This window comes from Cellulosimicrobium sp. 22598, assembly GCF_052044445.1.
GTDB lineage: Bacteria > Actinomycetota > Actinomycetes > Actinomycetales > Cellulomonadaceae > Cellulosimicrobium > Cellulosimicrobium cellulans_G.
The window spans coordinates 65,157-80,056 of the sequence record NZ_JBQEMZ010000017.1; the positions used below are offsets into that span (position 1 = coordinate 65,157).

The following is a 14,900-nucleotide window of genomic DNA, read 5'->3' on the forward strand; positions in this document are numbered from 1 at the left end:
CTTCGGATCGGCCGGAGCGCATCGCCCGCAGCGCCGCGCACGGCGGACCGCCGCGCTGGGCGACGACGGGGCGCTCCGTGGCCCGGGGCACGACAGGCATGCGCCTCACGCCGGGGAACGAGGAGGCGGGTCCGAGGGGTCGGACGCGTCGACGATCTCGCGCAGCGCTACGACGTACGCGTCGAACGCGGCCCGGCCCTCCGGCGAGAGGGAGTACCACGTGCGGGGCCGACGTCCGGCATAGCCCTTCGTGACCTCGATGTAGCCGGCCGACTCCAGCGCGGCGAGGTGCTTGGACAGCAGGGAGTCGCTGACCTCCAGCGTGTCCCGGAGCAGCCCGAAGTGGATGGCGTCCGCGGCGCGGAGCGCGGCCATGACGGAGAGCCGGACCGGCGAGTGGATGAGGTCGTCGAGGCGATGACGCGGGTGCGTCACGCTCGGCTCACCCGCCATGCGAGCTCGAGGAAGGGCAGGCCGGGCAGCAGACCGACGAGCACGACCCATCCGGAGAAGCCCTCGGGGAGGACCAGCCGGATCACGAGCAGCGCGACGACGAGGAGCAGAGCGCCGAGGAAGAGCGCGCGTTGCGTCGCCGCCGTGGCGGCGGCCGGGACGGTCCGTCCGCACCACGCGAGGAGGGCGAGGGTCGCGCCGACGACGACGAGGCCGGGGACGATCACCTCGGCCAGACGCTCCGGCCACGACGCCAGCGCGACGGTGAACGCGGTCAGGGTGGTCGCCATGACGAGCGCGCCGACGACGTACCACCGCCGGCGCGAACGGATCCGGCGACCGACCTCGTCGGCCGCGGCGAGCGTCTCCGCCGCTGTCGACGGCCACGAACCGCTGGTGTCCTCCGGTGTCGACACGATGCCTCCAGCTCGGGAACGGGTGTCTGCACGAGACGAGCTCATGCTTGCCATGGAATCATGTACTCAACGATCATTCAAGCACTTCACCGGAGGTGTGCCCTGAGGCTCTGGATCACCCTCGCCGGTTCTCGGCGACCGCGCGACGCACGAGCTCGCGGAGCGCGTCGTCGTCGATCTCCGCGTCCTCGACGAGGTCGATCGCCCGGACCGTGGCGCCGTCCAGCCGGGCGTTGAAGAGGCGAGCCGGGTCGTCCAGCCGGGCCCCCGCGGGAAAGGTCAGCCGCACGGCTCGCTTCAGGAGGTCCGCCATGCAGACGTTCCCCTGGCACACCCACGTGGGGACGCCCTCCGGCTTCGAGGGCTTGCGCCACTTGATCTCCTCCACGATCCCCGGGTCAGCGTCGAGGATCACCCGGCGGACCCGCGCGAGCGTCTCCGCACGCCACCCGCCGGCGTGGGCGACGATCGCATCGATCTCCTTCCCTGCGGACGCCTCGTCGGCGTTCACGGATCTCTGGTCTCGCACAGCTGCCATCGTCGTGCCTCTCGCGTGTCGGGGCAGGTCGTCTGATCGGGTCGGGAACGCTCAGCCCCAGGAAGCGCCGGCGAGCTGACGCGTCGTGGCGTTGAGCCGGTTGAACAGGTTGGTCGTCGCGACGTAGAGGACCAGGGCCGCCAGCTGGCGCTCGTCGAAGAAGCTCGCCGCCTCGTCCCACACGTCGTCCGGGACGGGGTCCGGGCGGTCGGCCAGCCGGGTGACGCTCTCCGCCAGCGCGAGCGCGGCGCGCTCCTCGTCGGTGAAGTACGGCGTCTCGCGCCACGCGACCACCGCGTGAAGGCGCTCGTCGGTCTCGCCCGCCTGCTTCGCGGACCGCACGCCCGAGTCGACGCAGACGCTGCAGCCGTTGATCTGGCTGACCCGGAGGTGCACCAGCTCGAGCGTCGAGTGCGGCAGGTCCGTCTGGCGGGCTGCCTTCATGAGCGCGAAGATCGCACCCGACGCGCCGTCGAGCAGCGTGGCCGGATTCGACATCCGGGGTGTCGCGAGGGGGGTCGTCGAGGTCATCTCAGCTCTCCTTGCCGTGGTGGCTGCTCGGTACGTCTCGAGCCTCGCAGCCGGCCCGGCCTCGAACAACGACGGGTCGAGCAACGTCCCCTGCGTCCTGGGTTAACGATCGGAAGGACGACGTGCGCGGCCTCGACGCACGGTCGCCGCCCAGCCTTCGGACGCCAGCGGCGACGTCCGTCGTACCGCCTCGGAGGCGTCGCGCACGCGGCTCGTGCCCGCGGGTGGCTCAAGGCGTCCCACTACCCGTGCAGGGCGGGACGCTGAACGGAAACAGCCGGACGCGCAGCCGGACGTCGACACCGCGAGCCGCGAGCCGGGCGCGTCGCACGCTCTCCCAGAGAGCCGCGGAGACGGGCTCGAGGTCGTCGCGGAGCGACGTTCCGGTGGGCATGAGACGGACGTCGCGGCGGACGGGGCGATCGAACGGCCTGCGACGCTGCCACCGCGGCCCGCTTCCTGCCGAGTCGTGTCCGCACGTCGCACGTCGGGCATGTTCGCCGGAGCGTCGCTCGTGCCCGCTCCGCCGCGAGCGTCGCGGTCTTCTCGGCTCGGCGCCCACGCGAGGTCTCGTCGTGGTCGACGACGACCGCGTCGCTCGGTGGACCGACTCGGACTCGTTGCCCGCGAGACGGCCGGTGGTCTCTGTGGCCCCCGGCGCCTTGCGGATCTCGATGTCTGACCTTTCACGGTGTCCGACGCCCCACCGACAGACGAGGCGCCCCGCTCTCCTTCGGGAGGGCGGCGCGCCTCGTGTGTCGTCGAGGTGCGGATCAGCGGAAGTAGCTCTCGCAGGCGATCCCGTCGCCGTCGCCGTCCAGGCCGAAAACGTCGCCGTAGGCGGCGTAGTAGTAGTTGAACTCTGCCTGGGCTGCGGCCTGGCTCGGGTAGTCCTTGCAGTCCTTGTCCCTCGGGCGTGCCGGGACGTTCTTCACGGTCGGGTTGGGGCGGCCCATCGCGGACCACTCGGCGTAGTTGATCGCTCGGTTGAGCCCGGGCCCAGCGTAGTAGAGCGTCGAGGACCCGTAGTTGCGGTACACCTGGTCACCGGTCACCCGAGTGACGACCTTCGGGGTGGGGAAGCCCTCGGCCTGCCACTCGCTGTAGCCGAGGCGGTATCCCTGACCTGCGGACAGGTTCGTCATGCGCACGATGGTGGAGTCCCACGAGTACTTGATGAAACCCTCGTTCCACCGGTCGACGTAGGGCTTGAACCCGGTGTTCTTCCACTCGTCGTACGTGAGCTTGTGATTGATCCCACCGTTGGGCTCCTCGATGAGGATCTCGGCTGAGGTACCCCACTTGTACACGTAGGAGCCCTCGATCCAGCCGGCGTTCCGCGGCGCAGGCTTGCCGGCGCGCTGCCAGTCGGCGTACCCGAGCTCGTCCCACAGCCACAGGTTCGGGTCGGCGGGGTCGAAGAACGTCACGGCGTGGATCGTGGGCGCCCAGGAGTACTTCACGAAGTTCGTCGGGGCCGCCTTCGGGGTCGGGAAGCCCTCCCACGCCCACTCGTCGTAGGTCATCGGGTAGACGCCCCCACCGGTGGAGTCGACCTTCCAGATCTCCCCCGAGTACTTCGTCAGGTAGTTCCCGTCCGGGATCAACTGCGCGCTCGCCGGTGTCGCTGCGGCGACCGCAACCGTCAGACCCAGCGCCGCCGCGGCGATCGCCGCCGACGCCCGCTGTAACTTCTTCATGTAATGACCTTTCGCGTGGGTGGAACCGCTCCCCCCGCCGACCGCAGCATCCATGGACCCATCCTGGTACGCCAGTACCTGAGACCAACCTGTGACCAGACTTCACCCGGCCGTGCGCTCAGCCCCGCGCCGCTGGCCCTCGCGTCGCGTGCTGCGGTAGCAACGCCTGCTCCGGTGACGGTCGTCGACGTCGGCGCGGAAGGACGCGCCGACGACGTTGCGGGAAGTTTCGCGGCGTCGAGCGACAGCCGCGACAGACGGGCCAGGGCTCCGTGTCCGGCTACCGGCCCGTCAGACCGCCGGCGAGGGGCATCACACGTTGAAGCGGAACTCCACGACGTTCAGTAACCTTTGCATATGACCACTCCGACGCGCCGCGCAGCGCTCTACCTGCGCCAGAGTCCGACCGAGCGCGGGCAAGAGGGCATCGACCGTCAGCGTGAGCGCACGACCGCGCTCGCCACGGCGCGCGGCTGGGCTGTCGTCGGGGAGTACGTGGACCTCGACGTGAGCGCGAGCAAGCGCCGCGGGCCGGGCACCGCGTGGCACCGGCTGCTCACGGACGCCGACGCTGGACGGCTCGACGTCGTGATCGCCGTAGACCTCGACCGACTGCTCCGCTCGACCCGAGACCTCAACACGCTGATTGACCACGGACTCCGGGCCGTCACGGTTGACGGTGAGATCGACCTCACGACCGCTGACGGAGAGTTCCGGGCGACGATGCTCGCCGCCATCGCGAGGTTCGAGGTGCGCCGCAAGGGCGAGCGCCAGAGCCGCGCCAACGCGCAGCGCGCGGCCGGTGGCGGGGTGCCCAAGGGGCGGCGACTCACCGGGTACGCCACCGACGGCTCGGTGATCCCCGCCGAGGCCGAGGCCGTCCGCGCGATGTTCGACGGATTCAACAGGGGCGACACGCTGCGCACGCTCGCCCGCCGGCACGACTCGACGCCGAGCAGTGTTCGGACGATCCTCACCAACGCGCGCTACGCGGGTCGTCGGGTCTACCGGGGTGCGGTCGTCGGGACGGGCTCGTGGCACCCGATCGTGGACGGCGCGACGTTCGACCTCGTGCAGGTCCGGCTGAGCGACCCGCGCCGCAAGACCAACACGACCGGCTCGACCGCACGAAAGCACCTCGGGTCGGGGCTGTACCTCTGCGAGTGCGGCGACCCGCGCCCGGTCGTCTCCGGTGGTGATGGGCAGCGCTACCGGTGCCGGGGCTGCGGTCTCGTGCGCCGTCGTGACGCCGTGGACGCGTTCGTCGTCGCCGTGCTCGCCGAGCGTCTGCGGCAGCCCGACGCCCTGGACGCCATGCGGCCGAGCGACGACGGCGCCGCTGCCCTGCTCACCGAGCAGGAGGCGCTACGGCTGCGGCTCGACGGGCTCGCCGCGCTGGTCGCTGACGGGACGCTGAGCCCCGAGGCGGTGCGGGAGGCGGCGACGCCCCTACGCAACCGCCTGGCAGCCGTGGGCGACGCTCTGGCGCGTACCTCCGGGGTGCCCGTGCTCGACGGTCTCGAGGACGTACGCGAGCGGCTGGAGGAGGTCTGGTCGACGCTCGGGCTCGACCGTCGCCGGGCGCTGCTGCGCGCGTTCCTGGTCGTGACGCTGCACCGCGCGCCACGCGGGCGAAAGGAGTTCGACCCCGGCACGGTGAGTATCGCGTGGCGGAGTGCCGAGGCCGGGCACGGCGGCACGGTGGCGCACGCCTGCTGCGACGCGTGACCGCTGACGCACGCTCGCCGCTGGTCGCCCCCGGTGACGCGCGCTCGCGGCTGACGGCCCGCGGTGACGCGCGCTCGGTGCCGCCCGTGACCGCTGACGCACGCTCGGTGCTGGTCGTCGCGGCTCGCGCCGATCCGGTCGCAGCTGCGGCGCTCGCTGGCGGTCGTGACGGGCTGTTTCAAGATCGCGTGACAGCCCTCGCCTGTGCGCCCCGACCTTTCCCTCTCCTGCGGCCCGTGGCGGGCTGCTGCGGGGCTGCTGCGGCCCGTGGCGGGCTGCTGCGGGGTGCGACGACGTGCAGCGGACGGGGCGGATCGCGGGTGATCGGCGCGCAGCCCGGCAGGTTGGATGCCTGCTCTGTTCCTTCCGAGGTCTGACCCGTGCGCGTGCCGTGCGGGTGCACCCCTTAGGGGTTGCGCACACCCCGCACGGCGCCCGCACGTAGGGTGTGCCCGCACGTGCCGCGCACAGCGCGCACGGCTACGACCTGCGGAAACATCGTGCCGAGAGCGTGCGCGTGCCGAGTCTCCAGCCGTGCGGAAATCGTGCGCGAGCCGTGCGCGCCCGACGCTGCCGCACGGCACGCTCCGTGCGGCTGAGGCAGCGCGTGCCGCCACAATCCGCGCTAGTCGCTCACATCGTGAGATACTGCACGTAGGGACAGCCCCGGGTGAACGCGAGCCCGGCGTGCTGGGACCGAGCATCGAGACCCCTGCAGGCACGGGGGCGCACGGCGGCACGAGCAAGCGCCGTGCGGGTGACGAGTCCGCAGCGCTGAGACCGGCACCGACCGCAGACGGTCGTGGAAGCCGCTCCAGCCGAGAGGCGCCCGATGCCTGCCCTGATCCTCACCCCGCCCGTCGCGAGCCGCGCGCTCGCTCGGGCCGTCCGCACCGCCGACCCCGAGAAGGTCGCTGACGCCCGCCGCGACCTCGCAGCCGCCAAGATCGCCCGCGCCGTCGCGCAGGCGCTGAGCGCCGCTCCCCCGCTCACCGGTGAGCAGCGCCGCGCGCTCTCGGGGCTGCTCGACGGGGGCGCAGCATGACGCCCCTACGGCTCGCGGGGAGCGCCGACGCGATCCCCGCGACCACGACCGACAACCCCGACACGCTCGCATGGCTCGCTGAGGCGGACGGCGTGAGCGTGGCGGATGCAGCAGCAGCCCTCGCGGCGACCCGCGCCGACATGCGCGAGCGGCTGGCCGAGGCCCACGTAGACCGACTGGTCGAGAGCGACGCGCTCGCGGACGGGCTGCTGCGCACGGCGCTCGCCGCACGGCCGGGCAAGCGCCACGTCACGCTCACCGCGTGCGCCGCAGAGGCCCGTTCCCGTCGGCTCGACCTCGACCCCCAACTCCGGGAGGCTGGCGAGCGCATCGGGCTTCCGGACGCCGAGGTCGACGAGATCCTCTCGTGGGCTGCCGGGCAGGCTCCCGCCCCGCTCCTGCGGTCGAACACCCCGGTTCCCGAGCCGACCGCCCCGCCCGCTGCCGTCGTCGCGGCTGGCCCCGAGTGGCGCTCGCTGTTCGTAGACGTGGGCGCGGCTCTCGACGCGGGGCTCAAGACCCCTGAGCCCGACGCTGGCCCCGAGCGCAACGACGGCAAGCGATGGCTCTACTACGGCAGGGTCAACTCGCTCGTAGGCGATCCCGAGACCGCGAAGACCCTCGTGGCGCTCACGGTCTGCGCTCACGGCATGACGCACGAGGGGCGGCACGCCGTCGTGATCGACACCGACCACAACGGGCGCGACTTCGTGCTTCGGTTCCTGCGGGCGCTCGGTGTCCCGGACGACGTGCTGAGGTCGCAGCTGCTCTACGCGCAGCCCGAGAGCCGCGCAGACCTGCTCGCGGTCGTGACGGCCGTCGCGCAGCACGTCGCACCCTGCCCGGTCGTGATCGACTCGGTAGGCGAGAACCTCGCGCTGTTCGGGTTCGGTCCCAACGACGACTCCGGCGTGCTCACGGTAAACACCGAGACTGCGGCTCGACTGGCTCACGCGGGGCACTGCGTCCTGAGCATCGACCACCTCGCGAAGAACACCGCGAGCCGCGCCTACGGAGCCACGGGCTCGACGGCGAAGAAGCGTGCCGCTGACGGGGTGCTGATCGAGGTATCCAAGGATGCCGACTTCGACCCCACGAGCGGGGGCAAGAGCACGCTCACGCTGAAGAAGGATCGCGCGGGCGGGGTGCGCGCACTCGGGGTGAAGACCGACAAGCCCGTAGCGCACTTCGACCTCTCGGCTCCCGACGCTGCGGGGCTCCAGACGTACACGTTCCGCGCCCCCGCCGCGCCGACCAAGAGCAGCGCCTACCTCGACGTGCGGGCGCTCGCTGCTGCCGCTCTCGACGCTGCCGGAGTACCCGCCGACTCGGGCGTGAACGCGGCATGGGACGCGGTGCGCGCGCTGCCCGACTTCGACACCCGGTGGAAGCCCAAGGGCGTGCAGCGCGACACCGTGCGCGGCGTGCAGTCGCAGCGCAAGACCGAGGCGGAAGGGATCTTCGGGTGAGCGCCCCGACGACCGCCCCGCAGCCGCCGCGCTGCCCCGAGTGCGGCCGGGCGCTGCACATGCCCCCGGCGTCGTTCCGCTGCGCCCACCTGCACACCTGGAACACCCGCAAGACCCCGACCCGTGCCAACGACCGGAGGAACCGCAGATGACCGCCACCGCCCCGCCGCAGACCTTCCACGCGTGGCTCACCGCGCAGCGGCACCGCAACGACCCCGTGGGCGACCTCGCGCGTGACTACGTGCTCGGGGCGCGGCTCACCCGCGCCGAGGGCGGGCACCGCCGCGCCACGGACCCCGACGACCTCCGCGCGCTGCTGCTCGACCTCCGCGCGTGTGACGGCGCGCTGGACTCGCTCGACCTCGCCGCAACCGAGTGGGCGAGGGCGGCCCGATGAGCGCCCACGACGGCCGCGAGCGGCTGCTGACGGTGCTCGCTGTACTCATGCCCGCGCTGCTGTACGTGCAGGGGCTCGGGATCCTGCTCGGATGGGCAACCTCGTGAGCCGCCGCGAGCACGGGCTGTTCTGGGCAACCGTGCTGCTGTTCGACATCGTGGCGTGGCTGCTGCTCGCGCTGCTGGTCGCCCGGTGGCTCCCGTGAGCGCCGCAGCATCCCGGCGACTCGGGCTCACGTTCGCCGAGTACGCCGAGCCCGAGCCCGACGACGCCCCCGGGCCGCCCCGGCGCATCCGAGACCCCGAGCCCGACCTCTGCCGAGGCCACCGATGGGTCGAACCGACCCCGTACCGAACCGACCGCACCAACCGCAGGAAGAGGAACCGACCGTGACCGAGCCCAAGCCTTACAGCCCCGCTGCCGACGCCCCGCGCGTGCCCGTCGTGAACCACTCGGTGGACCACGAGGTGACGCCCCAGAGCGCCACGAGCGCCCCGCCCATCGCGGGGCTCATGCCCGATCCGATCCCCGACATGTCCACCCTCAACGCGCCGCGCTGGCGCAGCAAGGAGCAGTGACCATGCCCCTGTTCACCCGCACCAAGACGAGCCCCGCCACCGAGCCGCAGAGCGCCCCTGTGGGTGCACTGGACGGCTGGGATGACCCCGGCAGCACGCTCTACATCCCCGAGCCGCTGCGGCCGTTCTACGCGCCCCACGCGGCCGAGCCTGCACACTGGACGCCCTACCGGGTCACCGACCCGAGCGACGAGGCGCAGCGTGCCAAGCGCTCCGCTGAGAGCGCCCGTCGCGACTGGGCACGGGCGCAGCTCTCGCGCGACGGGCACCCCGCTGCACGTGCCTACGCCGACGCCCACGCCGCGGTGAACTCGGGCAACCCCACCGGCCCGCTGGTCGTCCCGCTGTACGTGCAGCGTGACTACGACGAGGCCGTGGCCGAGAAGATGCACGAGTTCACCGAGCACGACTCGTACGTCTGGACGCACGCGTTCCGGCTCCGGGAGGCCGAGCGGCAGCGCGTGGACGCCGAGGCGCGCGCGGCGCAGCGGCAGCGCGTGGACGCCGAGCACACCTGCTCGTTCACGGGCGACGTGCGCCCCTCGGTGCGCCCCTACGTCTGGGACGACGACGCGCAGAACCTCGTGCCCGCGCCGACGAACGGGAACGGCAGTCGAACCGCTCGCGGCCGTGCGTTCCGCCTGAGCCACAACGCGCACCTGCGGATCGTGGCGAAGATCGCCAACCCCGACCTGCCGGACGACGCCGCTGCCGACTGGCTCGACCGGAACCTCTGAGCCGACCTGCCAGAGCGCCCCGAGCGCTGCGACCCGCTGAGGCCGTGGCGCTCGGGGCGCACCCGTACGCCGAGAGGAACCGACCGTGACCAACCGCTCCGACCGCTACGCGATGAAGGGTGCTCGCGCGATCCTCCGCGCGCGGCTGCGCCGTGGCCCCGTGCCCTGCTGGTACTGCGGCGTGCTCGTGACGCTCGAGGACGACTGGCACACCGCGCACGCCGTCCCGTTCCGCGACGGTGGGCGCGCGACGTACGACAACGTGGTCGTGGCGCACGCCCGCTGCAACCTGAGCGACAACGGCAGCGCGGGAGCCGCGACGACCAACGCGCGGCGCGGGGGCTACACCTCGCCGTGGTCGTGACGATCCAGACTCACGCTGTACTGGGCCGGGGAACGTCGGGAGCAGCGCAGTTACGAGCCCTGTCCTCGACGATTGCCACGCTCAACGCTGCCGTTATTGCGACGTGTCCACCGCTGGTCGCGTACGTCCACGAACTCGACCCAAGCAGGCATCGGAGCAGCCTGGTGCGTGGACACCGTCGCATGCTCGCCGGGCATCAACACGTCCCAATGCCCGACTCCGAGGGCTACCTGGCGCCCTTCGTCCGCTCGCATCGGCACCGTGTACGCCCACACCCGATAGACCGGGTCCGATGAACCGTTCAGGACGTGGATCGTGACCGGAGATCCGTTGGTTCCGGGCTCATTCCCGATCGCGACTCGCCGTGCCTCGGCCATCTTCTCTGACTCGGCCCGCTCCGCTTCCTGGTGCGCCTGACGTCGGAGTTCGTCGTCCAACGCCGACTGAGCCCTCATACGTTCTGCTCGCTCCACAAAGAAGAGCACTGCGGGCACAACAGCAGCGAGGATCGTCCCAACCGCCGTCGCGATAGCCCATCCGTCAGTCATGCGACTCCACGAGGTCGCACCCGTCGATCCACCGCGCAAGCGTGCTCAGGATCGCGAGTTGCTCCAGTGCTTCTTGAGCGGGCAAATCGTCCGTGCTGTGCGTCGCCGGGTTCCGGATCGCCAGGAAGCAGCCTTGGCCGAACTGGAGCAGCCCCGACCGCATGGCCTTGACGGTGAGGTCCGCGTCGTCGCCGGGCCACCGGAGACGGGGCTTCCCCTGCTCAGGCGGGTTCGGTGAGAACACCTGCGCCATCAACGCACTGTCGGACACGTCGCGCCGTCCGGTGAGGTCCTGGACGTGAGCGTTCAGAAACGTAGCCGCCCGCTGCACCGCCGAGCCGTGGTGTCCGTCGCCCCACAACTTGGCCGCCGCGTCCCAGACCAGCGGATGCAGCGAGTCTGCAGCCATCGTCGGCGCCGACGTGCCCGTGATGTGCTGCGCCGTCTCGGCATCGGTCGCGAGCCTGCCAAGGGCATACCGTGCGAGGTCGATGCCAGCCTGGAGTTCGACGTACTGTCCGCCGGGCATTGAGCGCACCAAGGACTCAACGTTCTTGAGACCGAGGACGATCGCGAGCACACGTCGTGTCTGGTGCTCCCGTTCGAGGAGGGCGTCTGTCCGAGCGCTGGGCTTACAGAACGTGAACTCTCGGCGCGGCCTGCCGTCGAGTAGAGCAGCGGACGCCTGTTCCACCCACCAATCGAGAACACCCTTGGCCCAGACCGGATCGACGCGCTGCGGCACTCTCGCTACTTCTTCCCGGTCTGAGAGATGTTTCCGTGACGGAACTCCACGACGTCTCCGTCGACCATGACGTAGTCCTTGCCCTCGACGCGCGCCTTGCCCGCGGCGCGCGCGGCGGCGACGGACCCCGTCGCGACGAGGTCGTCGAACGAGACGACCTCGGCCTTGATGAAGCCGCGCTCGAAGTCGGTGTGGATGACGCCCGCGGCCTGCGGCGCGGTCCAGCCCTTGCGGATGGTCCAGGCGCGGGCCTCCTTGGGGCCCGCGGTGAGGTAGGTCTGCAGCCCGAGGGTGTCGAACCCGACGCGCGCGAGCTGGTCCAGCCCGGCCTCGTCCTGCCCCGACTCGGCGAGCATCTCCTTCGCCTCGTCCGGCTCGAGCTCGACGAGCTCGGACTCGAACTTCGCGTCGAGGAAGATCGCCTGGGCGGGTGCGACGAGCGCGCGCAGGCGGTCCTGGAGGTCGTCGTCCGCGAGACCGGCGTCGTCGGTGTTGAAGACGTAGATGAACGGCTTGGCCGTGAGGAGCTGGAGGCTCGCGACGTCGGCGAGGTCGAGCCCGGCGGCGGCCGCGCCCTGGAAGAGCGTCGTGCCGGCCTCGAGGATGGCCTGCGCCTTCTGCGCGGCGTCGAGGAGGGCGGCGTCGCCCTTCTTGATCTTCACCTCCTTCTCGAGGCGAGGGACCGTCTTCTCGAGCGTCTGGAGGTCGGCCAGGATCAGCTCGGTGCTGATGGTCTCGATGTCGCCCTCGGCGTCCGTCGAGCCCTCGACGCGGACGACGTCCGGGTCGGCGAACGCGCGGGTCACCTGGCAGATCGCGTCGGCCTCGCGGATGTTGGCGAGGAACTTGTTGCCGAGCCCCTCCCCCTCGCTCGCGCCCTTGACGATCCCGGCGATGTCGACGAACGACACGGTCGCGGGCAGGATGCGCTGGCTGCCGAAGATCTCGGCGAGCTTGTCGAGCCGCGGGTCGGGGAGCGAGACGACGCCGACGTTCGGGTCGATCGTCGCGAACGGGTAGTTCGCCGCGAGGACCTGGTTGCGCGTCAGGGCGTTGAACAGGGTGGACTTGCCGACGTTGGGCAGGCCGACGATGCCGATAGTGAGTGCCACGTCGCCCGAGTCTACGGGCCGGGGCCGCGGTGCGCGGACCCCGGCCCGGAGGTCAGGCCGCGGACATCACCTTCTGCAGCAGCTCGGGCGCGCGCCGGTCGTACGCACGGGCGCCCCAGCGGACGCCGAGGAGCAGCACGAGGACCCCGACCGCGGCCCCCACGACGAGCGTCACCCAGCCCACGACCGGCAGGTCGGCCAGGATCGCGACGAGCCCGGGCACGAGGAACGGGAGCGACAGCGCGAGCACGAGCAGCATCGCGACCGACTGCGCGACGAGCGTCGCCATCGCGGCGCCCTGCGGCTGCTTGAACGGGCTGTCGCCGGGCTTCGGCACCGGGTACAGCAGCCGGGCCGACGTCGCGCTCGAGACGCCGGTCGCGACCAGGAGCGTGCCGACGGTCAGGCCGAGCAACGCCGGCAGCGCGTCCCAGCGTCCGGCTACCGCGACCGAGACCACCGCGAAGACGAGCGTCACGACGCCACCCGCGACCAGCACCGGGAGGGCCCGTCCCCACCTGTCCGCGCGCCCGGAGACTCCCGTCGACACGTGCAGCGCGAACGCCGTGTGGTCGTACGCGATGTCGGCCGAGATCGAGAAGCCGAGGATCCATGCCGTGAACGGCGCGAGGGCGAGGAAGATCTCGGAGCCCGACCCCCCGCCCACCACGAGCAGCACGACCGGGATGAGCGGGACGACCGCGATGGACCCCGAGTAGCGCGGGTCGCGGAGCCAGTACGTCGCGGTGCGCGCCGCGACCGCCCCCGTCGGCGTCGCGGGGAACCGGGAGAAGAAGCCCAGCCCCTTGGCACGCCCGCCCGACCCGGAGGTGGGCGGCGTCACGAGCGCACGGGCGAGGGCCTTGTCCCACACGACCCACGCCACCGCGAGGGTGGCCAGCGCGACGACGAGCCGCGCGAGCGCGAGGCCCCACGCGCCGTCGTGCACCGCGGCGCCCAGGCCCCACGGGGCACCGAACGGCGTCCAGGCCGCGATCTCGGCGAGGCGCGTCACCATGCCCCGCACCGCGTCGCCGTCGACCGGGCCCTCCCCGAGCTGCGGGCCGACCCAGGCGAAGGCCGGGCCGACGAGGACGAGCGGCACGAACGCGGCGATCGTCACGACCTCGCGGTAGCGGCGCGACTCGAGCAGCGGGGCGAGGGCCGTCGTCGTCGCCCGCGAGCCGACGACGCAGAGCGCCACGGCGAGGACGGCGCCGACCAGCGCGGCGAGCACCGCGAGGGGCGTGCGCCACCACGCGAAGGAGACGCCGAGCGCGGCGAGGGCCGTGACGATCCCGGGGACCGACACCACGCCCGCGACCGCGAGCCCGGCGAGGAGCCGGCGCTGCGGGATGCCGAACAGGACGAAGCGCTGCGGGTCGAGGGTGGCGTCGACGCCGAACGCGAAGAGCGGGATCACCCACCACCCGAGGACGGCGAGCGTCCCGACGAGGATCATGATCGACCCGGCGAGCGCGGGGTCGTCCGTGCCGAGGACCACCATCCCGACGACGAGCAGCCCCACGACGAACACCCCGTAGAGCGCCGCGACGAGGAACCCGATGGTCTGCCACACGCTCCGCCGGAACGTGTTGCCCATCAGGGTGAGCTTGAGCCTTACGAACTGCGCAACCACGCGAGGCCCTCCGTGCTCTGCCGCCCGCCGACGAGGTCGACGAACCGGTCCTCGAGGCTCTGGTCGCCGCGCACCGCGTCGACCGTGCCCGCCGCGAGGACGTGGCCGCCCGCGACGACGGCGACGTGGTCGCACATGCGCTGCACCAGGTCCATGACGTGCGAGGACACGACGACGGTCCCGCCGCTGGCGACGTAGCCCGCGAGGATGTCGCGGATGTTGGCGGCCGAGACCGGGTCGACGGCCTCGAACGGCTCGTCGAGGACGAGCGTGCGGGGGGCGTGGATGAGCGCGGTCGCGAGCGCGATCTTCTTGGTCATGCCGGCCGAGTAGTCGACGACGAACGTCGTGGCGTCCTTCGCGAGGTCGAGCGCGGCGAGGAGCTCCGCCGTGCGCTCGGCCACGGTGTCCCGGTCCATGCCGCGCAGCAGGCCCGCGTACGTGACGAGCTGCGCGCCGGTGAGCCGGTCGAAGAGCCGGACCCCGTCGGGCAGGACGCCGAGCTGCCGCTTGCCCGCGACGGGGTCGGCCCAGAGGTCGGTGCCGTGCACGTGCGCGGAGCCCGCGTCGGGGCGCAGGAGCCCGGTCGCCATGGAGAGCGTCGTCGTCTTGCCGGCGCCGTTGGGCCCGACGAGCCCGTAGAAGGAGCCCGCGGGGACGTCCAGGTCGATGCCGGCGACCGCGATCTTCTCGCCGAACCGCTTCCAGAGCCCGCGCAGGGAGAGCGCGGCGGTCGGGTCGGGCGGCGTGGGTGGTCCGGGCTGCGTCCCGGGGACGGGCCCGGTCACCGGTCCGGGCACGGCGCCGGGCACGCCGGCCGGGGCGACGGGTGGTAGGGGCGTGGGATCGACCATGCCGCCAACGTAGCGGAGGGTCCCGACGCCGGGCGGTGCCTTTTGT

At 72.0% G+C, this 14,900-nt stretch carries 16 protein-coding genes; 7 read left to right on the plus strand and 9 right to left on the minus strand.

Annotation, left to right across the window (positions count from 1 at the left end; genetic code table 11):
- Positions 1-105: 105 nt before the first annotated feature.
- From ACTJIY_RS16915 to ACTJIY_RS16935, 5 genes are all read right to left on the minus strand, one after another.
- Positions 106-435, minus strand: coding sequence for a winged helix-turn-helix domain-containing protein (locus ACTJIY_RS16915; protein WP_440674775.1), 330 nt, complete (start codon positions 433-435; stop codon positions 106-108).
- Positions 432-869 carry a hypothetical protein gene (locus tag ACTJIY_RS16920; protein WP_440674774.1) on the minus strand — a complete coding sequence of 146 codons (438 nt, stop codon included), beginning with the start codon at positions 867-869 and terminating at the stop codon, positions 432-434. The genes ACTJIY_RS16915 and ACTJIY_RS16920 overlap by 4 nt, the downstream gene beginning before the upstream one ends.
- Before the next feature lie 115 nt (positions 870-984).
- Positions 985-1,380 (minus strand): DUF1801 domain-containing protein, encoded by a 396-nt coding sequence (locus tag ACTJIY_RS16925; RefSeq protein WP_253051055.1) that lies wholly within the window; start codon positions 1,378-1,380, stop codon positions 985-987.
- 78 nt (positions 1,381-1,458) lie between these two features.
- The gene (locus tag ACTJIY_RS16930; protein ID WP_353707974.1) at positions 1,459-1,938 is read right to left on the minus strand and encodes a carboxymuconolactone decarboxylase family protein; all 480 of its coding nucleotides are present in this window, start codon (positions 1,936-1,938) and stop codon (positions 1,459-1,461) included.
- A gap of 773 nt (positions 1,939-2,711) precedes the next feature.
- Positions 2,712-3,638 (minus strand): excalibur calcium-binding domain-containing protein, encoded by a 927-nt coding sequence (locus ACTJIY_RS16935; protein ID WP_440674773.1) that lies wholly within the window; start codon positions 3,636-3,638, stop codon positions 2,712-2,714.
- A gap of 357 nt (positions 3,639-3,995) precedes the next feature.
- Here ACTJIY_RS16935 and ACTJIY_RS16940 point away from each other — a divergent pair, with 357 nt between their 5' ends.
- From ACTJIY_RS16940 to ACTJIY_RS16970, 7 genes are all read left to right on the plus strand, one after another.
- Positions 3,996-5,366: a recombinase family protein gene (locus ACTJIY_RS16940; RefSeq protein ID WP_440674772.1), complete on the plus strand. Its 1,371-nt coding sequence runs from the start codon at positions 3,996-3,998 to the stop codon at positions 5,364-5,366.
- Between the two features lie 832 nt (positions 5,367-6,198).
- Positions 6,199-6,411, plus strand: coding sequence for a hypothetical protein (locus tag ACTJIY_RS16945; RefSeq protein WP_440674771.1), 213 nt, complete (start codon positions 6,199-6,201; stop codon positions 6,409-6,411).
- A complete protein-coding gene (locus ACTJIY_RS16950) occupies positions 6,408-7,880 on the plus strand; it encodes a hypothetical protein (RefSeq protein WP_440674770.1) in 1,473 nt (490 codons plus the stop codon). The genes ACTJIY_RS16945 and ACTJIY_RS16950 overlap by 4 nt, the downstream gene beginning before the upstream one ends.
- 148 nt (positions 7,881-8,028) lie before the next feature.
- Positions 8,029-8,277, plus strand: a complete 249-nt coding sequence (locus ACTJIY_RS16955) for a hypothetical protein (RefSeq protein ID WP_440674768.1) — start codon at positions 8,029-8,031, stop codon at positions 8,275-8,277.
- A gap of 389 nt (positions 8,278-8,666) precedes the next feature.
- A complete protein-coding gene (locus ACTJIY_RS16960; protein ID WP_440674767.1) occupies positions 8,667-8,855 on the plus strand; it encodes a hypothetical protein in 189 nt (62 codons plus the stop codon).
- 2 nt (positions 8,856-8,857) lie between these two features.
- On the plus strand, positions 8,858-9,592 hold the full coding sequence (locus ACTJIY_RS16965; RefSeq protein WP_440674766.1) for a hypothetical protein: 735 nt from the start codon (positions 8,858-8,860) through the stop codon (positions 9,590-9,592).
- A gap of 85 nt (positions 9,593-9,677) precedes the next feature.
- Positions 9,678-9,956, plus strand: coding sequence for an HNH endonuclease (locus ACTJIY_RS16970; protein ID WP_440674765.1), 279 nt, complete (start codon positions 9,678-9,680; stop codon positions 9,954-9,956).
- Between the two features lie 540 nt (positions 9,957-10,496).
- Here the strand turns inward: ACTJIY_RS16970 and ACTJIY_RS16975 are convergent.
- From ACTJIY_RS16975 to ACTJIY_RS16990, 4 genes are read right to left on the minus strand one after another with little or no spacing between them, the layout of a single operon-like run.
- Positions 10,497-11,249 carry a TIGR02391 family protein gene (locus tag ACTJIY_RS16975; protein WP_440674764.1) on the minus strand — a complete coding sequence of 251 codons (753 nt, stop codon included), beginning with the start codon at positions 11,247-11,249 and terminating at the stop codon, positions 10,497-10,499.
- 5 nt (positions 11,250-11,254) lie between these two features.
- Positions 11,255-12,361, minus strand: coding sequence for a redox-regulated ATPase YchF (ychF, locus tag ACTJIY_RS16980; RefSeq protein ID WP_440674763.1), 1,107 nt, complete (start codon positions 12,359-12,361; stop codon positions 11,255-11,257).
- Positions 12,362-12,413: 52 nt separating this feature from the next.
- Positions 12,414-14,000 carry a hypothetical protein gene (locus ACTJIY_RS16985; protein WP_440674762.1) on the minus strand — a complete coding sequence of 529 codons (1,587 nt, stop codon included), beginning with the start codon at positions 13,998-14,000 and terminating at the stop codon, positions 12,414-12,416.
- A complete protein-coding gene (locus ACTJIY_RS16990) occupies positions 13,982-14,854 on the minus strand; it encodes an ABC transporter ATP-binding protein (RefSeq protein ID WP_353707971.1) in 873 nt (290 codons plus the stop codon). The genes ACTJIY_RS16985 and ACTJIY_RS16990 overlap by 19 nt, the downstream gene beginning before the upstream one ends.
- Positions 14,855-14,900: the final 46 nt, after the last annotated feature.